Below are 20374 nucleotides of genomic sequence, written 5' to 3'. Positions count from 1 at the left end.
GGCCGTCTCCGCCCGGTCAGGCGCCGAGCCGGTCGTCGAGCTGCGGCACGGGGCCCGTGCGCGGTTCCGCCAGGATCTCCGCCGTCGCGACGGGCAGTGCGCTGACCCGTGCGGACGCACCCGGCGCCCCGCGCCTGCGGGCACGGCGTTCGCGGGCCTCGGGTGAGAACAGCAGCGCGATGAACCCCGAAAGGGCCAGCGCGAGCAGACTGAGCGTCATCGCGCCGGCCTGTCCCGGGGCGAGCCGCCCCATCGCGCCGAGGAACGCGATCGAGATGAGCCCGGCGGCGAGCGTGCCGACGACGATCAGCGCCCACCCCTCCGGTTTCATGCCTCCATTCTGTGGCTGCCCGGGCACAACAGCCCGCATTGAACCCGGGTCGCGCGGGACGGTGCGTCAGGCGCCGTCGCGCGCGACGATGTGCGCGTCGGCTCCCGGGAAGACGAGCCCCTCGTGCCCGTCCTTCCAGCGCACGAGGAACGGCGGGCCGCCGTCCGGTCCGCGCACCTCCAGGACCTCCGCCTCGCGGCGCGGCTCGCTGTCTGTGTGGCCCTCCACGACGAGGCGATCGCCGGGCTTCACCTGCATCGTCCTCACCTCCGGTTCCGCCGAAGCCGATGTGTCTTCCAGCGTGCTCCGCCGAGGCGTTCGCGGCAAGAGGGGGCACGTTGCGGGAATACCCCCGGGGGGTATACGGTTGGCGTAGGTGACACCCTTCCGAACCTGACGAGAGGACCGAAGATGACGGAGATCGAATACCGGGTGACGGGCATGACCTGCGGGCACTGCGAGATGTCGGTGCGCGAGGAGGTCGGCGAGGTGCCGGGCGTCGAGGGCATCGACGTGAGCGCGCAGACGGGCCGCCTCGTCGTGAGCGGCACGGCCGAGATCGACGACGCGAAGATCCTCGCGGCCGTCGAGGAGGCCGGCTACTCGGCGGAGCGCGTCTGATGAACGCGGGGGCGCGGCTCGCCCTGTACGGCGCCGGACTGGTGGCGGCGTTCGGCGCGGCCTTCGGGGTCGCGGCGGCCGTCGCCCCCGACGCGGTCGTCACCGCATGGAACGAGGAGGACAAGGTGGATGGTCACGGAGGCGGTCACACGACCGCGCCGACGGATGGCACGGCATCGGATGGCGCGCAGAGCGAGAGCGCGCACGGCGCGCCTGGCGATGGCGCGCACGGCGCGCACGCCCCGCAGGGCGTCACGCTCAGCGCCGACGGCTACACGCTCACCGCGGTCGCCGCTCCGAGCGGGGCGGGGGAGCAGGGGGAGCTGAGCTTCCAGATCCTCGACAGCGCGGGTGAGCCGCTCACGTCGTACGCGATCGAGCACGAGAAGGAGCTGCACCTCATCGTGGTGCGCTCCGATGGCGCGCACTTCCGCCACGTCCATCCCGAGCTCGACGCGCACACCGGAGCCTGGAGCATCCCGTGGTCGTGGGAGGCCGCCGGCACGTACCGCGTGTACGCCGACTTCACACCGGCAGGCGACGGCGCGCAGGGGCTCACCCTCGCGCGCTCGGTCGAGGTCGCGGGCGACTACACCCCCGTCAGCGCCGAGCCGTCGCGCGTGGACGAGGTGGGCGGGTACACCGTCGAGCTCGCGGGCGACCTCGCTCCCGGTGCTGCGCAGGAGCTCACGCTCTCGATCACCCGCGACGGCGAGCCGGTCACCGCGCTCGAGCCGTACCTCGGGGCATTCGGGCACCTCGTCGCGCTGCGTCAGGGCGACCTCGCGTATCTCCATGTGCATCCCGAGGGGGCGGAGCCCGGCGCGGACGACCTCGGCGGCCCGGAGATCGCGTTCGCGGCGGAGGCGCCGACCGCCGGGCGCTACCTGCTCTACCTGGACTTCCAGGTCGACGGGCAGGTCCACACCGCGGAGTTCGTGCTCGACGCCGGCGAGGCCGCACCCGGGCACGGGCATGCGCATTCGGGAGGCCACTGATGAGCACGTCCGTCGGGGGAGCCGACATCGAGCTCGAGATCGGAGGCATGACCTGCGCGTCGTGCGCGAACCGGATCGAGCGGAAGCTCAACAAGCTCGAGGGCGTGTCGGCGACCGTGAACTACGCGACCGAGAAGGCCCGCGTCACCGTGCCCGAGGGGTACGACCCGGCGCTGCTCGTCGCCGAGGTGGAGAAGACCGGGTACACGGCCGCCCTTCCGAAGCCGCCCGTCGACGAGCCGTCGGATGACGGCGAGCCGGATGATCCGGAGCTGCGCTCGCTGCGGCAGCGGCTGATCGGGTCGGTCGTGCTCACGCTCCCCGTCATCGCGATGTCGATGATCCCCGCGCTGCAGTTCCCGTACTGGCAGTGGGCGTCGCTCGCCCTCGCCGCACCCGTCATCGTGTGGGCGGCGTGGCCGTTCCACCGCGCCGCGTGGCTCAACCTGCGGCACGGGGCGGCGACCATGGACACGCTCATCTCGATGGGCACCTCGGCGGCGTTCCTGTGGTCGCTCTACGCGCTCTTCCTGGGCACAGCGGGCGAGCCGGGCATGACGCATGCCTTCGAGCTCTCCATCGCGCCCTCGGACGGCGCGGCGAACATCTACCTCGAGGTCGGCGCGGGCGTGACGATGTTCATCCTCGCGGGCCGCTACTTCGAGAAGCGCTCGAAGCGCCAGGCCGGCGCCGCTCTGCGGGCGCTCCTCGAGCTCGGCGCCAAGGAGGTCTCGGTGCTGCGCGGCGGCGTCGAGACCCGGATCCCCGCGTCGCAGCTCGCCGTCGGCGACGAGTTCGTCGTCCGCCCGGGGGAGAAGATCGCGACCGACGGCGTCGTGGTCTCCGGCACCTCGGCGGTCGACGCCTCGATGCTCACGGGCGAGTCCGTGCCGGTCGAGGTCGGCGAGGGCGACGCGGTGACGGGCGCGACGGTCAACGAGGGCGGGCGGCTCGTCGTGCGCGCGACGCGCGTCGGGGCCGACACGCAGCTCGCCCAGATGGCGCGGATGGTCGAGGACGCCCAGAGCGGGAAGGCCGAGGTGCAGCGGCTCGCGGACCGCATCTCGGGGGTCTTCGTGCCGATCGTCATCGCGATCGCGGTGGTCGCGCTCGGCGCGTGGCTCGGCGCGGGCTTCCCGGCGTCGGCGGCCTTCACGGCAGCCGTGGCGGTCCTCGTGATCGCCTGCCCGTGCGCGCTGGGACTCGCCACGCCGACGGCGCTTCTCGTCGGAACCGGCCGCGGAGCGCAGATGGGCATCCTCATCAAGGGGCCCGAGGTGCTCGAGTCGACGCGCCGGGTCGACACGGTCGTGCTCGACAAGACGGGCACGGTGACCAGCGGACGCATGACGCTCGTCGACGTCGTGACCGAGCCGGGTGTCGAGCGGGCCGATGTGCTGCGGCTCGCGGGCGCGCTCGAGAGCGCGTCCGAGCACCCGATCGCCCAGGCGATCGCGCGCGCGGCGACGGCGGAGCTCGGCGCGCTGCCCGTCGTGGAGGGGTTCCAGAACCTCGAGGGAAGGGGCGTCCAAGGCGTCGTCGACGGCGCGGCCGTCGTCGTCGGCCGGGCGTCTCTCCTGTCCGACTGGGCTCTGCACCTCTCCGCCGACGTCGCGGAGGCGCAGCGGCGCGAGGAGGCGGACGGCCGCACCGTCGTCGCGGTCGGATGGGACGGACGCGCACGAGGGCTCCTCGTCGTGGCCGACACCGTCAAGCCGACCAGCGCCCAGGCGGTCGCCGAGCTGAAGGAGCTGGGTCTCACCCCCGTCCTGCTGACCGGCGACAACCGCGCGGTGGCCGAGCGGATCGCCGCCGAGGTCGGCATCGAGGTCGTCCACGCCGAGGTCCTGCCGCAGGACAAGGTCGAGGTCGTCGCGCGACTGCAGCGCGAGGGCCGCGTCGTCGCGATGGTGGGCGACGGCGTGAACGACGCCCCCGCGCTCGCTCAGGCCGATCTCGGGCTCGCGATGGGCACGGGAACCGACGTGGCCATCGAGGCGTCCGACATCACGCTCGTCCGGGGCGACCTGCGAGCCGCCGTCGACGCCATCCGCCTCTCCCGGCGCACGCTCTCGACGATCAAGTCCAACCTGTTCTGGGCGTTCGCGTACAACGTCGCGGCCATCCCGATCGCCGCGCTCGGCATGCTGAACCCCATGCTCGCGGGCGCCGCGATGGCCTTCTCGAGCGTGTTCGTCGTCGGCAACAGCCTGCGCCTGCGCGGCTTCCGCGGCGTCGCGCAGCGGTGACGCGGCGCCGCCCGACGGGGAGGGCCATCCCCGTCGGGTAGCGTTGCGTTGCCCGTCTCGTGCTCGGACCCGTGGGAGAACACATGTCTGTCGGCCTGCTCGCCGTCGTGGACGACATCCTGACCGCCGCTCTGAAGGCCTCGTCGAAGGCCGCCGGCGTGGTCATCGACGATGCCGCCGTGACCCCGCAGTACGTGCAGGGCATCACGCCCGCGCGCGAGCTGCCGGTCGTGGGCCGCATCGCGCTCGGCTCGCTCGCGAACAAGTTCCTCATCATCATCCCCGTGGCGATGCTGCTCACGACCTTCGCGCCGTGGGTGCTCCCGTTCCTGCTCATCCTGGGCGGTTCGTACCTCTGCTTCGAGGGCGCCGAGAAGGTGCTCGAGTGGTTCGGATTCGGGCACGGCCATGCGGAGGAGGGCGCACGCGACGAGAAGCGCCTCGTGTGGGGCGCGATCCGCACCGACCTCATCCTCTCGACCGAGATCATGCTCATCTCGCTCGCGAGCCTCGATGCGGGAATGGGGTTCTGGCAGACACTCGCGGTGCTCGCCGTGATCGCGCTGCTCATGACGCTGCTCGTCTACGGGGCGGTCGCGCTGCTCGTGAAGATCGACGACATCGGGATGCGGATGGCCGAGAGCCCGGTCGGCAGCGTGCGGCTCACGGGCGCCCGCATCGTGACGTCCATGCCCGCCGTGTTCCGCGTCATCAGCGTGATCGGCACCGTCGCGATGCTGTGGGTCGGCGGACACCTCGTGATCGTGAACCTCGGCGAGGTCGGCCTGCACGTCTTCGCGGATGCGCTCCATGCGGTCGAGCACGCGCTCGAGCCGCTCGGCGGCGTGGTGGTCTGGGTCGTCGACACGGCGATCTCCGCGGTGTTCGGCTTCATCGAGGGGCTCGTCATCGTGGGGGCCGTGCTCCTCATCGCGCGCCTGTTCGGCCGCCGTCCGACGTTCGACGAGGCGCACTCCACCTCGTCGCACTGAGCGCGGCCGCCCGAGGGCTGCGCTCGGGCCGATTTTGCATTGAGAATGATTATCACTAACGTTAGCGTCCATGATGACGCTCGGCGCCGACCGCAGGCGCACTCCGGCGTACGCGCCGCATGACGCCGGCGCGCGCGCACGGCTCGCGCGCCGCACGACGCTCCTCTGTCTCGCGCTCGGCGCTGCCGCCGTCGCCCTGGTCATCGTCTCCGGTTCCGTCGGGTCCGTTCCGGTGACTGTCGCAGAAGCCGCGAAGATCGTCCTCGGTCACGTGCTGCCCGGTATGCCGTGGATGACGGATGGCACGCTCACCCCGTTGCAGGACCAGGCGGTGTGGCAGTTCCGACTGCCGCGCGCGCTCCTCTCGGCGCTCGCCGGCGGCGGCCTCGCGCTCGCAGGGGCGCTCATGCAGGTGACCGTGCGGAATCCGCTGGCGGAGCCCTACATCCTCGGCGTGTCCTCCGGAGCCAGCGTGGGCGCGGTGCTCGTGATCGTCACGGGCTCGGCGGCGCTGGGGGGAGTGTCCATGAACGCTGCGGCCTTCGTCGGCGCGCTCGACGCATGCGTGTGCGTGTGGGCGCTCGCCCGGAGGGACGGCATGCTGTCGCCCACCCGCATGATCCTCGCCGGAGTGGCGCTCGGCACCCTGCTCAGCGCGGTGACGAGCTACCTCACCATCTCCACAGACGCGCAGAACGTCGTCAGCGTGCTCTTCTTCCTCCTCGGCAGTGTGTCCGCGGCGACGATGTCCAGCCTCACCGCCCCCGCGCTGGCGCTTCTCGTCGCAGTGTTCGCGTCGTTCTTCCTCGCTCGCTCGCTCAACGCGCTCATGACCGGCGACGAGTCGGCGACCGCGCTCGGCGTGGACGTCGCGCGGCTCCGCGGTCTCCTCCTCCTCATCGCCTCTCTGCTGACGGGCGTCGTCGTGTCGGTCGCCGGAGGCATCGGGTTCGTGGGCCTCGTCGTCCCCCATCTGGTGCGGATCGCTGTGGGCGCGGATCACCGCAGGGTGCTTCCGGTGACGGTCCTCGGGGGCGCCGTGTTCCTCATGGGCGCCGATCTGCTCGCACGCACCGTCGCTGCGCCGATCGAGATCCCTCTCGGGATCCTCACCGCATTCGTCGGGGCGCCCTTCTTCCTCTGGCTCATGCGCCGCGGTGGCGCCGATCGAGCGGGCTTCGCGCGGTGAGAGTGGTCTTCGAACGTGTCACCGTCGCCCTGGGTGGACGGGAGGTCGTGCACGCCGCATCGTTCACTGCCGAGGAGGGCGAGGTCGTGGGGCTCCTCGGGCCCAACGGAAGCGGCAAGTCGTCGCTGCTGCGGACGCTCTACCGGGCCGTGCGACCCGTGAGCGGGAGCGTGCGCATCGGAGATCGCGATGTGCGGGCTCTGCACGGTCGCGAGGCCGCGAGGGCGGTGGCCGTCATGCTGCAGGACCCGGCGACGGACTTCGATCTCACGGTGGAGGAGACCGTCCTGCTCGGCCGTGCTCCACACCGCGCGTCATTCGGACGGGACAGCGCCGCGGATCTGCAAATCGCAGAGGATGCGATGCGCAGGACCGAGACCGAGCGCCTGCGCGATCGGATGGTCGCCACGCTCTCAGGCGGCCAGCGGCAGCGCGTCATGCTCGCCCGCGCGCTCGCGCAGCAGAGCCCGGTCCTCGTTCTCGACGAGCCGAGCAATCACCTCGATATCGCCCACCAGCACGAGCTCATGGGCACGGCGCGCGAGCTCGGTCAGACGGTTCTCGCCGCGCTGCACGACCTCAACCTCGCGGCGCAGTACTGCGACCGCGTCGTCCTGCTCGATCAGGGCCGGGTTGTCGCGTCGGGAACGCCGGTCGACGTGCTCGAGCCGGCGGTCATCCGCTCCGTCATCGGCGTCGAGGCACGTGTCCTCGGCGAGCCGTCCGCTCCCGTCTTCGCCTTCCGGCGTCTCGCCCGTGCGGACGCCTCATCCTCCCTTCCCGCCGATCCAGAGAGCACGCTCATCGCATGACCGTCAGACTCCGCCCCGCTTATGCCCTTCTCGTCGCCAGCACCGTCGTCCTCGCCGGGTGCGGGACATCCGTCGCGGTCGACGCGGACCCCGAGGATGCCGTCGGGGAGGTGAGGATCGAGAACTGCGGCCGGGAGATGGTCGTCGAGCAGGCTCCGGAGGCGGTGGTGGGCATGCACCCCGCCCAGACCGAGCTGCTCCTTCGACTCGGTCTGGCCGATCGCCTCGTCGGCCAGGCCCAGGCAGCAGCGCAGGCGCTTCCGGCGGACATCGCGGATCTCGCCGCGGACGTTCCCGCGATCGGGGACGTGATGCCCCCGAGCCGGGAGGACCTCCTCTCCGTGCAGCCGGACTTCGTCTACGCGCCGACGACCTACGAGTTCACCGCCGAACAGGGCTTCGCGAGCATCGAGCAGCTCGAGCAGGCGGGGGCCGACGTGTATGTCGCGGCGGGAGGCTGCCCTGAGCGGCGAATGACCGGCGAGGTCGCCGACCTGCTGATCGATCTCGAGAACCTCGGGAAGATCTTCGGCGTCGAGGAGCAAGCCGCGGCACTCATCCGAAGCAGCGAGCGCGACCTCGAGGAGGTCGCAGCGGCCGTCGCCGACGTCGACCGCCTGAGGGTCGCCCAGGTGTTCGTCGACGGCACGACCCTTCAGGGCATCGGTGCCGGCGTCGAGTACGACATCCTCCAGCGCGCGGGTGCGCAGAGCGTCTTCACGCCCGAACAGCCGGCGTTCTCCGACTTCTTCGCCGCCGCCATCACCCCGGAGGCGCTCGCCGCGGAAGCACCCGACGCCCTGGTGTTCTCCGTCTTCGACGAGGCGCACGAGGTCGCGACGCGCGAGTACCTGTCCGAGACCTTCCCTGAGATGCCCGCGGTCGCCGAGGGGCGCCTGATCGCCGTGTCGAGCGCCGATGTCTTCCCCGGCACCCTCGGGAACGTCGCGCTCGTGCGTGAGATCGCCGAGCAGCTCTACCCCGAAGCCTTCTGAGCCGATGATCCATCGGCGGCTTCTCGAGCTCGCCGGCGCGGTCTCGGGTGCGATCGCGGGCCTGGCCGCGCTCGGCCTTCTCCTCTCCGGGCTCCATATCGCCTTCGCGATGGCGATCGCTGCGGCCGTGGCCGCGATCGTGTCGGGCGGGCCAGGCGTGGTGGGCTCGGTCGCTGTGCTCGGGGCGGTCGCTGCGGCGCGCGCGCTCGTGGTCTGGGTGAGGGACACGACGGCAGCTCGCCTCGGCGCCTCGGTCCGGGTCAGACTGCGTGCGCGTCTTCTCACTCGTGCCGTCGGGATCTCCGCGACGGACCGGGACTCTGGTCGGATCGCCGCGATCGCGATCGACGGCGTCGATGGGCTCGAGGCCTACTTCACGCGCTACCTCCCTCAGCTGCTGGTCGTGCTCGTGGTACCGGCGACGGTCGTGGCGCTGACGATCGGACGTGCTCCGACCGCGGGCGTCGCTCTCGGCATCGCCGCGGCGGTTGCGGTTATCGCGCCGCGCGCATGGGATGCCCGCCTGCTGCGCACGGGACGGGAGCGCTGGGAGCGGTTCACCCGTCTTTCGTCGGACTTCGTCGAGAGCCTCGAGCACATCCCGCTCCTGAGGATCTTCGGCGCGACGGCGCGCACGGCGGACCGGCTCTCGGCTGAGGGCGATGCTCTGAGGCGCGACACGATGGGTCAGCTGCGACTGTCGCTGGTCGAGACGGCCGTCAGCGCGCTCGCGATGCACCTCGGAGCGGCGGCAGCCGTGATCTCCGCGACCCTGGCGGTGTCCAGCGGAGACGGCGATGGCGCAGCCGCGGTCGCGGTCCTGCTGCTGGCGCGGGAGTGCTTCCGTCCTGTCCAGGATCTCGGGGCGTGCTGGCACGCCGGGTATCTGGGCCTGAACGCGGTCGACGGCCTCGATGCGCTGCAGCGGTCCTCCTCGACAGCGCCCCGCATGGGGATACGGCCCCGGCCGGCGCCGACCGGGCTCCTCGAGTTCGACGGCGTGTCCTTCACCTCTCCGGCGACCGGTCGCGGCGTCCGCGATGTCCGTCTCCGCGTCGAAGCGGCGGAGACGCTGGCCGTGATCGGCCCGTCCGGCGCCGGCAAGAGCACGCTCGCTCGGCTCGTGGAGCGCGACATCGACTCCGATGCCGGCATCATCAGGATCGGCGGCGTCGATATCCGGGACTTCGACCGCGTCGCACTCAGCGCGAGCGTCGCCGTCGTGCCGCAGGACCCCGTGCTCTTCGCATGGTCGGTGCGGGACAATCTGCGGCTCTGCCGGCCGTCGGCCGCCGACGCCGAGGTGGAGCAGGCCGCGCGGGTCGCCGATGTGCACGACGTGATCGCCGGACTGCCGGAGGGCTACGACACCGTCCTCTCCGAGAACGGCGGACAGCTGTCGGGCGGCCAGCGGCAGCGGCTCGCGATCGCGCGTGCGCTCCTGTCGCCGGCGCCCGTGCTCATCCTCGACGAGGCGACCTCGGCGCTCGACGCGGAGTCGGAGCGGCGGATCGTCGACGCCGTGGCGACCGCGGCAGCGGGTTGGCGCACGGTGGTCGTCATCACCCACCGGGCGAGCACGGGAGCACGTGCAGACCACTGGGTCGCCATCGAGGACGGGCGCGTCGCCGCCCGCGGCCGCGGTCCCGTGCCGGCCTCGCGCGGAGCAGTGCTCCGATGAGGCCGCTGCTGCGCCTTCTCCCGGTGGTGGCTGTTCGGCGAGGGCGATTCGTCGAGGCGATCCTGTGGAGCGTCGTCTGTCAAGCGGCGGTGCTCGGGATCGCGATCCTTCTCGCACGCATGGCCGGGCTCGCGGCGGTCGGTTCGCCGCTGTCGTCGTCTGCCCCCGTGATCGCCGTGCTGCTGGCGGTGCTGGCGGCGGCCGCGGCCTGGCGCGAATCCTGGGTGTCTCACGATCTCGCGTACCGCGTGATCGGGGAGCTCCGCTCCCGCGTCTTCGGGGCGCTCCGTCGCGCCCTGCCGTCCCGCAGCCGCCCGCGTCGCACGGGCGACCTCGCGACCACGGTGGTCGCGGACATCGAGACGCTCGAGTGGCTCTTCGCGCACACGATCGCACAGGCGCTCGGGGCCGTCCTCGTGCTCTCGACTGCCGTTGCCGTCTCGATCACGGTGAGCCCTCAGCTCTTGCTGGCCTGGACGCCGCCGCTCCTCATCGGCGTCGTCGTGCCGATGGCGACCCGCCGCCGGGCCGGGCAGGACGGTGCCGCTCTGGCCGCAGATGCGGGTGCACTGCGCGCCGAGCTCGTAGACACGCTCCGAGGCCTGCGCGAACTCGCAGGGGCCGCGGCACTCGAGCGTCAGCTCGATCGTCTCGCGGAGCGGACGCTCCGGCACACCCGCACGCAGGTTCGCGAGGCGTCTCGCATCGGGGCGGAGCGCGCGATCTCGGACCTCGCCATCGCCATCGCCGTCGTCGCTGCGGTGCTCGTCGTGGTCGCCGACACGGGAATCCCGCGCGCGGACATCCCGCTCGCGATCACGCTCGCCGCGGCGGGCGTCGCACCGGCCGCGCAGATAGCTGACCTCCTGCGCGGGGCGGGGACCTTGACCGCCGCAGCGGCGCGCATCGACTCCCTGCTCGCGGAACCGCCTGCGGTGACCGACGAGCTCTCGTCGACGCCGAGGCTCCGAGACGCGAGAGGACTGTGCTTCGACGGCGTCGGCTTCGCGTATCGTGCCGGAGCTCCGGTCCTGCACGACCTCCACCTTCACGTCCGACCCGGCGAGATCGTCGCGCTGACCGGAGCATCCGGCTCAGGCAAGTCGACGGCGGCGGCGCTCGCCTCGCGGCAGTGGGATCCGGACGCGGGAGCGGTGCGGATCGACGGCGTGGACCTGCGCGCTCTGACGGACGACGCACTTCGCGCGCGGATCGCCGTGGTCCCGCAGGGGTCGCCGCTTCTGCGCGGAACGGTTCGCTCGAATATCCTCCTCGGCGATCCTCAAGCGCCCGAGGAGCGGATCACGGAGGCCGCGCGCTCGGCGGGGCTCCTCGATGTGCGGTCGGGGCTGCCGCGCGGCCTCGACACCGACGTCGGCGAGCACGGGGCCGGTCTCTCCGGCGGTCAGCGCGCCCGTGTCGCCATCGCTCGCGCGCTCCTGCGGGGCCCTCGCGTCCTCGTTCTCGACGAGGCGACGGCCTCGCTTGACGCCGAGGCCGACGCGGCGATCATGGAGCTCCTGGCCCGTCAGAGCGAACGCGCGGTTCTTCTCATCTCGCATCGGCCGGCGACGATCGCCGCAGCGCATCGCGTCGTCGCACTGAGCGCGGCCGCTAGGCCCCCTCTCGGAGGGTGACGCAGCAGCGGCCGTCCTCCGGCTCGAGGGCGACCGCGGGCGAGTGCGGCGCGAGCGCGTCGCCCACTCCGTCGATGAGCGCGCAGTTCATGCCGCACACCAGGTCGCGGTGATCCTGGGCGAGTCGATGGAACGGGCAGTTCCGCAGCACCGTGGTGGGCCCGTCGCGCTCGGGCTCGTATCCCTCGCCGCGCAGGATGTCCTCGGCCGCCTCCCGCGCGGCGGACGCGGAGACGGGCGGCTCGGCGCCCCGCGCCGCGGCGATCGCGCGGCCCCTGGCTCGCGCGACGTCGGCGACCGCCTCCGACACAGGGATGCCGTCGGCCGCGCTGCGCGTGATCGCGCGGGCGAGCAGATCACCAGCGACGTCGTAGCCACGCGGCGGCACCGAGACGGCGATCTCGCTCTCGGCAGGGCGGTACCGCTTGGCGGGTCGCCCCGCGCCCGGGCCGGTGCGCCCGGGCGGGCGGGCGTAGTCGACTGTCACGAGGCCGTCCTGCTCGAGGCGGTCGAGGTGGAACTTCGCCTGGTGATGCGGGATGTCGAGCGCGCTCGCCGCCTCGTCACGCGTGACCGCGTGGCGCTGGCGGCTGAGGAACGCGTAGATGGCGCGGCGGAGCGGATCGGCGAGCCCGCGGATCCGGCGGGCCTCGGAATCGGCATCGGTCATCTCGTCCGCCTTCTTTCGGAGAATCCTCTTGACGAAAGACTACCCCCGTTCTAACGTTCGGAGTAACTTCCGATAGAAAGGACGACGCTCATGTCGACACTCCGCAGTTCCCGAGCAGAGACGCTCACCGGGGTCGGCGATCTCCGCTCACCGACGCACCAGGCGTTCCTGCTGCTCCGCACCGTGTTCACCGTCGCGCCGATCCTCTTCGGGCTCGACAAGTTCACGAATCTCCTCGTCGACTGGACGATCTATCTCGCGCCCTGGATCGACGCGATCCTCCCCGGCGACGACGTGTTCGCCATGCGCGTCGTCGGGGTCGTCGAGATCGCCGCCGGCGTGCTCGTCGCGATTCTCCCGCGCTGGGGCGCGTGGGTCGTGGCGGCGTGGCTGCTCGGGATCATCGTGAATCTGCTGACCCTGCCCGGCTACTTCGACGTGGCGCTGCGTGACTTCGGCCTCCTCGTCGGCGCGGTCGCGCTCGCGCGGCTCGCCGAGGGAGAGCGCAGGGCCCGCGGCGGGCGCTGAGCCGGATGTCAGCGCCAGGCGGGTGCGGCCGCGCCGTACCCGCCGACGTCGCGCTCGATCGAGCGGCGGTCGAGGAGGACCGGGGGAGGGGGCAGGAAGAGCGTGCCGTGCGGGGAGCTGACGTTCACCATCGTCGTCCCCATCGACACCTCGTCGTCGGCCTCGGGCGGCGGCGCAGACGCGAGGAGCGCCCGCGCCGCGCCGAGGAGGCTCGCCCGCACGAGACCGCCGCGCCCCGAGGCGAGGAGCTCGAGCACGCGCGCGGCCAGCACGTATCCGGTCGCGAAGTCGAGCGCCTGCACGGGCAGCGCGCCCGGTCGTCCGTCGGCGTCGGCGCACCGGTCTGCGATCCCCGTCGCCGCCTGGACGACCGAGTCGAATCCCGCACGGGCACCCCAGGGGCCGTCCTCGCCCCACGCCGAGAGGGTCGCGACGATGAGGCCCGGATGATCGGCCGCGAGGGCGGTCGGCGTCAGTCCGAAGCGGTCGAGGGAACCGGGGCGGTAGCCCAGCACGACGACGTCGGCGTCGGCGACGAGAGCCCGCGCGTCGGCGGCGCGGCTCGCGAGATCGAGCTCGATCGAGCGCTTGCCCATCCCGGTCAGGAGGTGCTGCTCGAGGATCTCCGGTCGGCCGGGCGGATCGACCCGCAGCACGTCGGCGCCGAGGCAGGCGAGGAGCTGCGTGCACGTCGGTCCCGCGAGCACCCGGGTGAGATCGAGGACCCGCACGCCCGCGAGCGGGGCGCTGTCGGATGGCCCGATGCGGCTCTCCCCGTCCGGGACGACCTCGCTCCAGGCCGCGTCATGCGTCACGCGTCCGTGCGGATGGTCCTTCCACTCATCGGACGTGCGCACGCGGGCCGCGATGCCGCCCGCCGCGACGACCGCGTCCTCGAGCTCCTGCGCGGGCATGCCGGCAGCGCGCGCGTCGAGGTCGCGCCGCGTCTCGACCCCCAGCGCGCGGCGGATGGCGTCGGCATGGTGCGGGTAGTTGCCGTGCAGACGTGCGAATCCGTCGTCGCAGGCGACGAAGCCCGAGAGCTCAGCCCACGGCGACACGCTCCGGCCGTCGACGCGGGCGTGCTCGACCGTCTCGAACGCCGATCGGATGAGCTCGGAGGAGGTGTCCACCGAGACGGACAGTCCGCGGGTGCGCGCGACAGCACGCGCGCCATCCGCGGCCGCGGAGACCGCCGTGATCGCGAGGCCCTCGACGTCGAGCGGGCCCTGCCACCAGCGGCGGATGCCGATGCTCACGCGGGCGCCCCGGGCCGCGCGATGGTCAGAGCGGCGGTGTCCGTGAACTCCCGCTCGATGTCTGCGTTCGCGCGGTACGTCGCGAGGCTGACGAGCACGGCGATGATGAGGGCGCCGATGAAGCCCGGGAGCAGCTCGTACACCCCGGTGCCGAGCAGCGGCCATGTGAAGACGATGACGGAGCCGGAGACCATGCCGGCGAGGGCGCCCCACGCCGTGAGGCGCTTCCAGAACAGGCTGAGGAGGATGAGCGGCCCGAAGGACGCACCGAACCCGGCCCAGGCGAACGCCACGAGCCCGAGGATCGTGTCGTTGGGGCTGATGGCGAGGAGTGCCGCGACGATCGCGACGGCGAGGACGCACGAGCGCCCCAGGATCACCAGCGTGCGGTCACGCGGCGGAGCCTTTCGCACGACCTTGTAGAGGTCCTCGACGAGTGCCGAGGAGCACACGATGAGCTGGCTCGAGATCGTGCTCATGATGGCCGCGAGGACGGCGGCGAGCACGAAGCCGGCGATAAGCGGGTGCAGCAGGATCTGCGACATCCGCAGCACGACCGTCTCCGGGTTCGCGAGCTCCTCGACGCCGGGCTGGTCGAAGTAGGCGATGCCCGCGAGGCCCGCGATGACCGCGCCGCCCATCGAGATCACCATCCAGCCGATCCCGATGCGCCGGGCGGGCTTCGCCCCCGCCGGCGACGGCAGCGCCATGAAGCGCACGATGATGTGCGGCTGCCCGAAGTAGCCCAGGCCCCACGCGAGGGCCGACACGATCGCGAGCACCGTGGCGCCGGACAGCGCCTCGCCGCCCGTGAACGAGAGGGCGTCGGGCGACGCCGAGGCGATCGCCTCGCCGACGGCGCCCAGCCCGCCGACGTTCGCGATGGCGACGACCGGCACGAGGACGAGTGCGACCATCATGAGCAGGCCCTGGGCGACGTCGGTGAGAGAAGCGCCGAGGAAGCCGCCGAACAGGGTGTAGGCGAGCGTGACGCCCGTGACGAGGAGCATGCCCACGAGGTAGTCGCCGTCGAACGAGCTCTCGAAGAACACGCCGCCGGCGACCATCCCCGATGAGATGTAGAGCGTGAAGAAGACGAGGATGATGAGGGCCGAGACGATCCGGAGCAGCCGCGACCGGTCCTTCAGCCGATTCTCGAAGAAGCTCGGCACGGTGATCGAGTTGTTGCTGACCTCGGTGTACGCGCGCAGCCGGGGCGCGACGATGAGCCAGTTCAGGTAGGCGCCGATCGTGAGCCCGATCGCGATCCAGGCCTCGATGAGGCCGGTCGCGTAGATCGCGCCCGGGAGTCCCATCACGAGCCATCCCGACATGTCCGACGCGCCCGCCGAGAGAGCGGCGACCCAGGGCGGCAGGTTGCGCCCCGCGAGCATGTAGTCCTCGTGGTCCTTCGTGCGGCGGGCGGCGAAGAAGCCGATCGCGAGCATGCCCGCGAAGTAGATGCCGAGCGCGATGTAGAGGTAGACCTGGTCGGACATCGTCGTTCCCGCCTTTTCCTGTCGAGCCGCCCCGCCCGCGCGGGCCTGTCGTGCACAGCACGGTACTCTCCGGCCGCGCGTCGCGGGGAAGGCGCTCCGCCGTGGTCAGCCGGCGCGCGAGAACTCGGAGGCCCGGCGCACCTGATCGGGCGTGGGCGTGATGCCCGTGTACCGGGCGAACTGACGGGCGGCCTGCAGGGCGATGACCTCGGCGCCCGTGATGAGCCGCTTGCCGGCCTCGCGTCCCGCCCGCACGAGCGGCGTCTCCGAGGGGAAGGCGACGACGTCGAAGACGACGTCGGCGGCCTCCACGTGCGCGGGCGAGAAGGCCAGCGCGTCGGCGTCGGGGCCGTCCATGCCGAGCGGCGTCACGTTGACGATCACGCCCTCGCCCGGCTCGGGGTCAGTCGGCGTCCACCGGTACCCGTAGGCGTCGGCGAGGGCCGGTCCGGCCTGCGCGTTCCGCGCGACCACGGTCAGGCTGTCGAACCCCGCGCCCCGGAACGCCGCGACCACGGCCTTGGCCATCCCACCCGAACCCCGCACGACCACCGGCAGTGCGGGGTCCACGTCATGCGCCGCGAGCAGCTCGGCGACGGCCTCGTAGTCGGTGTTCGAGGCGATGAGGCGGCCGCCGTCGTTGACGATCGTGTTCACCGAGGCGATCGCCTCGGCCGAGGGCTCGATCTCGTCGACGAGCGGGATGACGGCCTCCTTGAACGGCATCGACACCGAGCAGCCGCGGATGCCGAGGGCCCGCACGCCGCGGATGGCGCCCTCGATGTCGTCGGTCGTGAACGCCTTGTACACGAAGTTCAGGCCCAGCTCCTCGTAGAGGTAGTTGTGGAACCGCGTGCCGATGTTCGAGGGTCGGCCCGAGAGCGAGATGCAGACCGACATGTCCTTGTTGAGGATGGGCATGACGCCATTCTGCCCGGGCCGACCCTCGGCCCCCGATCAGCCGACGTCGATCGCGTCGCCCGCGTCGAGGTCGTGGAAGACGCCGCCGCCCTGCTCGGTGGCCCAGCGCAGGCGCCCGCGGTGCATCGAGAGGCCCTGTGCGGACAGCGGCACGTCGTGGGTGCCGAACGCCGCGCGCGGCGCGACCGCGAGGACGAAGTCCATCGCCTCGCCGATCTTGAGCCAGGGTGCGCCGATCGGGGCGGCGAGCAGTGGCACCTCGCGCCCGGGGAGCGCGTATGAGTCACCGGGGTAGTAGAGGAGGTCGTCGACGAAGACGCCGATGTTCTCGACGAGCGGGATCGAGGAGTGGATCTCGTTGTGCACGCCGCCGTGGAACGAGAGGCGGAAGGGGCCGGCGGTCGCGCTGTCGCCCGATGCGACGACGACCGCGTCGCCGTCGAGCTGCGCGGCGACGGCGCGCGTCGTGAAGACGGGAGCCGACGGGTGGCGCGCGCGGAGCGCCGCGAGGTGCTCGGGGGTCCAGTGATCCGGGTGCTCGTGGGTGATGACGATGCCCGCCAGATCGGAGATGTCCGGCAGGGCGGCGGTGAACGATCCCGGGTCGACGACGAGCGTCGCCCCGTCCTTCTCGATGCGGAGGGCGGAATGTTCGTGCTTCGTGACGCGCATGAGGATCAGTCAACCACCGGGAACGCGAAGAAGCCCGGATCCTCGGATCCGGGCTTCTTCTCTACGGTGACCCCAGCGGGATTCGAACCCGCGTTACCGCCGTGAGAGGGCGGCGTACTAGGCCGCTATACGATGGGGCCGTAGTCTGTGTTCAGTTCTTCGTGTTCTTCCCGTTCCCGGGCACCAGAAGAGTATGACACGGAGAGACAGGGGCGGGCAAATCGAGGCCCCCTCCTGCGGTCGCCCGCGCGTGTCTGGCCGATCAGCGCCGGTTTTCCGGAACGGCCTCTCCGCGTGCGCGCCGCCGCCTGCGCAGGCGGACCACGAGCCAGCACGCTCCCGCGACGATCGCGACCGCGCCCAGCCACGGGAGGAGGAAGCCGAGCGCGACGACTGCGCCGCTCACGGCCGCCACGAGGCCGTTCCAGCCGGCGACGAGTCCGTCCTGGAAGCCGGCCGGGTCGGGCGCCGTCACGGGGGGCTCCGTGGTGAGCGTGATCGTGAGGCTCGACATCGCGACCTGGCCCTCGAGGAGCGCGAGCTCCTGCTGGTAGGACTCGAGCTGCGCCTGGCGCTCCGAGAGCGACTGCTCCGCCTCGAGCAGCTCCGAGACAGACCCCGCCTGCGCCATGAGCTCGGTGAGCCGGTCGACCGACGCCTGCGCCGCCGCGATGCGCGCACGCAGATCCACCGCCTGCGTCGTGACGTCCTGCGCCGAGAGCTCCGTGTCGTGGACCTCGCCGACATCGCCGAGCGCGTCGACGACGGCGTCGAGGTCGTCGGCCGGCACGCGCACCGTCACCCAGCTCGCCCCGGGGAGCGCGGCGTCCTCCGCGGTCGCCTCGGTCACGCGGAGCCCCTCGATGTGCCCTCCGTGCCGCTCGACGAGAGCGCGGATGTCGTCGATCGCGTCATCGACGTCGTCGACCTCGACCGAGGCGGATCCCGTGCGGATCACCTCCCTGTCGGCTGCGGCGTCGTCGCCCTCGACCGGCGCCGTGACGCTCTCGCCCTGCAGGGGAGCGGACTCGCCGCCCTCGCTCGAGCTCGCCGAGCCGTCGTAGGCGGCTTCCGAGCCGCGCGGCTGATCGAACCAGGACACGGCGGCCGGGGCGATCGCGAGCGCGACGACGAGCACCGCGGCTCCCGAGACGATCCCCGGCCACATCCAACGCCGTCGCGGTGCCGGACGCAGCGCGCGATCGCGGTCCCGCTCCTCGTCGATCGCCGCGAACACCCGCTCCTCGATGCGGTCGATGACCTCGGCAGGCACCTCGGGCAGCACGGCGTACTCCCTCTCGTCCATCACGACTCCTCTCCGACGACGGCACGCAGGCGCGTGCGGATGCGGGAGAGACGATTGCGGACGACCCCGTGGCCGACGCCGAGCTCCTCGGCGGCCGCGGCATAGGCGTACCCGTCGACCGCGCACAGCCGGAAGATCCGCTGGTCCAGGGGGCTCAGCGTGCCGACCTCCTCGACGATGCGCTCGGCGAGCCGCGCGTCGAGCACCTGCTGCTCGACGCTCACGAGGCTCGGAAGCGCCTCGTCGACCTCGTCGGCGGCAGCGCGCCGTCGCGCGCGGATCCGGTTCGCGGCCTGGAGGCGGCAGATCGCGGCGAGCCACGGCAGCAGCGATTCGCCGACGAGCTCGAGCCCCGCGATCTTCCGCCACGCCGTGACGAACGTCTCCTGCGTGACGTCCTCCGCGTCGGCATCGGATCCGACGAGGCGGTGCGCGATCCAGTACACAGGTCGGGCATGCCGACGGTAGAGCGCGCGGAACGCGACCTCGTCGCCCGCCCTCGCGGCGGCGACGAGCTCGGCGTCGCGCTGTGCGTCGTCCATCGCGCCTCCCGATGCGGATACGTCGTCTCTCATCGATCAGGTGTCCGGCGAGAGCGCGTTCGTCTCACATGCAACCATCCGCCCTGGCCGCTTGGGTATCCTGATGGTCGAAGGGGAGTATCCCGTCAACGCCTGCTCGTCATCACGGACCTCGACGGAGGGGTCCCGGTCAGGCACCGTGCGCAGCACGGGGGAGAGACTTTCGCATACCGTCGTCCCCTCCGAAAGGCCCTGAGCTTGGACATCCCTGTCTGGTTCCAGGTCGGATCCCTCGTGATCCTGACCCTCATCCTCATCGCCGACCTCCTCATCATCCTCAAGCGGCCGCACATCCCGTCGACGCGCGAGTCGACGCTGTGGGTCGTGTTCTACGTCACTCTCGCGCTCATCTTCGCCGGCGCCCTCTGGTTCCTCGGCGACGCGCAGCACGCGGGCGAGTTCGTGGCGGGCTGGCTGACGGAGTACAGCCTGTCGATCGACAACCTGTTCGTCTTCGTGCTGATCATGACGCAGTTCTCGGTGCCCCGCCGCTACCAGCAGGAGGTGCTGATGGTGGGCATCATCATCGCGCTCGTGCTGCGCGCCGCGTTCATCCTGCTCGGCGCCGCCCTCATCGAGAACCTCAGCTGGATCTTCTACATCTTCGGCGCGTTCCTGATCTTCACCGCCGTGCGCCAGGCGCTGCCGGAGAAGCACGAGGCCGACGAGCAGACCGAGAGCTTCATCGTCCGGACCCTCCGCCGATTCGTCGACATCAGCGACGAGTACGATGGCGCGAAGCTCCGCACCGTCGTGAACGGCAAGAAGATGCTCACCCCGATGATCATCGTGTTCGTCTCGATCGGCGTGACCGACCTCATGTTCGCGATCGACTCGATCCCCGCGATCTACGGCATCACGCAGGAGCCGTTCCTCGTCTTCGCGGCGAACATCTTCGCGCTCATGGGCCTGCGGCAGCTGTACTTCCTCCTCGGCGACCTGCTCGAGAAGCTCAAGTACCTGCACTACGGCGTCGCGTTCATCCTCGCGTTCATCGGCGTCAAGCTCATCCTGCACGCGCTGCACGTCAACGAGCTGCCGTTCATCAACGGCGGCCACCACATCGACTGGGTGCCCGAGATCAACAACTGGATGTCGCTCGGCGTCATCGTCGGCTCGATGGCCGTGGCCACCATCGCGAGCCTCATCTCGTCCTCGCGCGAGGCGCGCCGCGAGAAGGCCGTCACGGAGCCCGGACGCTGACCGGCTGAGCACTCTGACGACGCGGCGCGTCGATCTGCCCACAGGGCGGGTCGGCGCGCCGCGTCGCACTGTGCAGATCTCGCAGATCGACAGGGGTCGGTGAGCACCCTGCTATCCTGAAGGGGTGCGGTGCGCCCGACTTCTCCTTATGCGCCGCGACGGGATCACGCTCTAGGCCTCTCCCCGTCGCGGAGTCCGTCGTAGGCCGACACCGACGACCGCTAGGAGCA

General features: G+C 71.6%; 20 protein-coding genes and 1 tRNA gene. 11 read left to right on the top strand and 10 right to left on the bottom strand.

The window, feature by feature from the left end; translation table 11 throughout:
- Positions 1-16: 16 nt before the first annotated feature.
- On the bottom strand, positions 17-331 hold the full coding sequence (locus ACOWU6_RS11020) for a hypothetical protein (RefSeq protein WP_421075705.1): 315 nt from the start codon (positions 329-331) through the stop codon (positions 17-19).
- Between the two features lie 66 nt (positions 332-397).
- The gene (locus tag ACOWU6_RS11015; protein ID WP_271171661.1) at positions 398-589 is read right to left on the bottom strand and encodes a DUF1918 domain-containing protein; all 192 of its coding nucleotides are present in this window, start codon (positions 587-589) and stop codon (positions 398-400) included.
- 153 nt (positions 590-742) lie between these two features.
- Here ACOWU6_RS11015 and ACOWU6_RS11010 point away from each other — a divergent pair, with 153 nt between their 5' ends.
- The 9 genes from ACOWU6_RS11010 to ACOWU6_RS10970 all read left to right on the top strand — a co-directional run bounded on the left by ACOWU6_RS11010 (position 743) and on the right by ACOWU6_RS10970 (position 11505).
- Positions 743-952, top strand: coding sequence for a heavy-metal-associated domain-containing protein (locus tag ACOWU6_RS11010; RefSeq protein ID WP_271171662.1), 210 nt, complete (start codon positions 743-745; stop codon positions 950-952).
- Positions 952-1950 (top strand): heavy-metal-associated domain-containing protein, encoded by a 999-nt coding sequence (locus ACOWU6_RS11005; protein WP_421075704.1) that lies wholly within the window; start codon positions 952-954, stop codon positions 1948-1950. The genes ACOWU6_RS11010 and ACOWU6_RS11005 overlap by 1 nt, the downstream gene beginning before the upstream one ends.
- Positions 1950-4199 (top strand): heavy metal translocating P-type ATPase, encoded by a 2250-nt coding sequence (locus ACOWU6_RS11000; protein ID WP_421075703.1) that lies wholly within the window; start codon positions 1950-1952, stop codon positions 4197-4199. Before ACOWU6_RS11005 ends, ACOWU6_RS11000 begins: the two co-directional genes overlap by 1 nt.
- A gap of 83 nt (positions 4200-4282) precedes the next feature.
- Entirely contained in the window at positions 4283-5191 is a 909-nt protein-coding gene (locus ACOWU6_RS10995; protein ID WP_421075702.1) for a DUF808 domain-containing protein, read from the top strand.
- A 70-nt stretch (positions 5192-5261) separates the two neighbouring features.
- On the top strand, positions 5262-6380 hold the full coding sequence (locus ACOWU6_RS10990) for a FecCD family ABC transporter permease (RefSeq protein ID WP_421075701.1): 1119 nt from the start codon (positions 5262-5264) through the stop codon (positions 6378-6380).
- Between the two features lie 47 nt (positions 6381-6427).
- Complete coding sequence (locus ACOWU6_RS10985; RefSeq protein ID WP_421075700.1) at positions 6428-7192, top strand: ABC transporter ATP-binding protein; 765 nt, start codon at positions 6428-6430, stop codon at positions 7190-7192.
- Positions 7189-8187, top strand: a complete 999-nt coding sequence (locus tag ACOWU6_RS10980) for an ABC transporter substrate-binding protein (RefSeq protein ID WP_421075699.1) — start codon at positions 7189-7191, stop codon at positions 8185-8187. Before ACOWU6_RS10985 ends, ACOWU6_RS10980 begins: the two co-directional genes overlap by 4 nt.
- Positions 8188-8191: 4 nt before the next feature.
- Positions 8192-9868 carry an ABC transporter ATP-binding protein/permease gene (locus tag ACOWU6_RS10975; protein WP_421075698.1) on the top strand — a complete coding sequence of 559 codons (1677 nt, stop codon included), beginning with the start codon at positions 8192-8194 and terminating at the stop codon, positions 9866-9868.
- Positions 9865-11505: an ABC transporter ATP-binding protein gene (locus ACOWU6_RS10970; RefSeq protein WP_421075697.1), complete on the top strand. Its 1641-nt coding sequence runs from the start codon at positions 9865-9867 to the stop codon at positions 11503-11505. The genes ACOWU6_RS10975 and ACOWU6_RS10970 overlap by 4 nt, the downstream gene beginning before the upstream one ends.
- Here ACOWU6_RS10970 and ACOWU6_RS10965 read toward each other — a convergent pair.
- Positions 11483-12175, bottom strand: coding sequence for a helix-turn-helix transcriptional regulator (locus ACOWU6_RS10965; protein WP_421075696.1), 693 nt, complete (start codon positions 12173-12175; stop codon positions 11483-11485). The two genes, ACOWU6_RS10970 and ACOWU6_RS10965, sit on opposite strands and share 23 nt — an antisense overlap.
- Positions 12176-12265: 90 nt before the next feature.
- On the opposite strand from ACOWU6_RS10965, the gene ACOWU6_RS10960 reads away from it, so the two are divergent.
- Positions 12266-12703 (top strand): hypothetical protein, encoded by a 438-nt coding sequence (locus tag ACOWU6_RS10960; RefSeq protein WP_421075695.1) that lies wholly within the window; start codon positions 12266-12268, stop codon positions 12701-12703.
- An 8-nt stretch (positions 12704-12711) separates the two neighbouring features.
- Here ACOWU6_RS10960 and ACOWU6_RS10955 read toward each other — a convergent pair whose 3' ends face one another.
- From ACOWU6_RS10955 to ACOWU6_RS10925, 7 genes are all read right to left on the bottom strand, one after another.
- On the bottom strand, positions 12712-13962 hold the full coding sequence (locus ACOWU6_RS10955) for a CoA transferase (RefSeq protein ID WP_421075694.1): 1251 nt from the start codon (positions 13960-13962) through the stop codon (positions 12712-12714).
- The gene (putP, locus tag ACOWU6_RS10950) at positions 13959-15461 is read right to left on the bottom strand and encodes a sodium/proline symporter PutP (protein ID WP_421075693.1); all 1503 of its coding nucleotides are present in this window, start codon (positions 15459-15461) and stop codon (positions 13959-13961) included. Before putP ends, ACOWU6_RS10955 begins: the two co-directional genes overlap by 4 nt.
- 105 nt (positions 15462-15566) lie before the next feature.
- Positions 15567-16382 (bottom strand): shikimate 5-dehydrogenase, encoded by an 816-nt coding sequence (locus ACOWU6_RS10945; RefSeq protein WP_421075692.1) that lies wholly within the window; start codon positions 16380-16382, stop codon positions 15567-15569.
- A gap of 36 nt (positions 16383-16418) precedes the next feature.
- Entirely contained in the window at positions 16419-17054 is a 636-nt protein-coding gene (locus ACOWU6_RS10940; RefSeq protein WP_421075691.1) for an MBL fold metallo-hydrolase, read from the bottom strand.
- A 67-nt stretch (positions 17055-17121) separates the two neighbouring features.
- Positions 17122-17194: transfer RNA gene (locus tag ACOWU6_RS10935), tRNA-Glu, on the bottom strand.
- A 122-nt stretch (positions 17195-17316) separates the two neighbouring features.
- Positions 17317-18360, bottom strand: coding sequence for a DUF4349 domain-containing protein (locus tag ACOWU6_RS10930; protein WP_421075690.1), 1044 nt, complete (start codon positions 18358-18360; stop codon positions 17317-17319).
- On the bottom strand, positions 18360-18902 hold the full coding sequence (locus ACOWU6_RS10925; protein ID WP_271171673.1) for an RNA polymerase sigma factor: 543 nt from the start codon (positions 18900-18902) through the stop codon (positions 18360-18362). Before ACOWU6_RS10925 ends, ACOWU6_RS10930 begins: the two co-directional genes overlap by 1 nt.
- Before the next feature lie 237 nt (positions 18903-19139).
- Here ACOWU6_RS10925 and ACOWU6_RS10920 point away from each other — a divergent pair, with 237 nt between their 5' ends.
- Positions 19140-20144: a TerC family protein gene (locus ACOWU6_RS10920; protein ID WP_282977565.1), complete on the top strand. Its 1005-nt coding sequence runs from the start codon at positions 19140-19142 to the stop codon at positions 20142-20144.
- The last annotated feature ends 230 nt before the right edge of the window (positions 20145-20374 follow it).

Source organism: Microbacterium sp. SA156 (assembly GCF_049065455.1).
Lineage (GTDB): Bacteria > Actinomycetota > Actinomycetes > Actinomycetales > Microbacteriaceae > Microbacterium > Microbacterium barkeri.
This window is presented reverse-complemented; position numbering and strand designations above follow the sequence as displayed.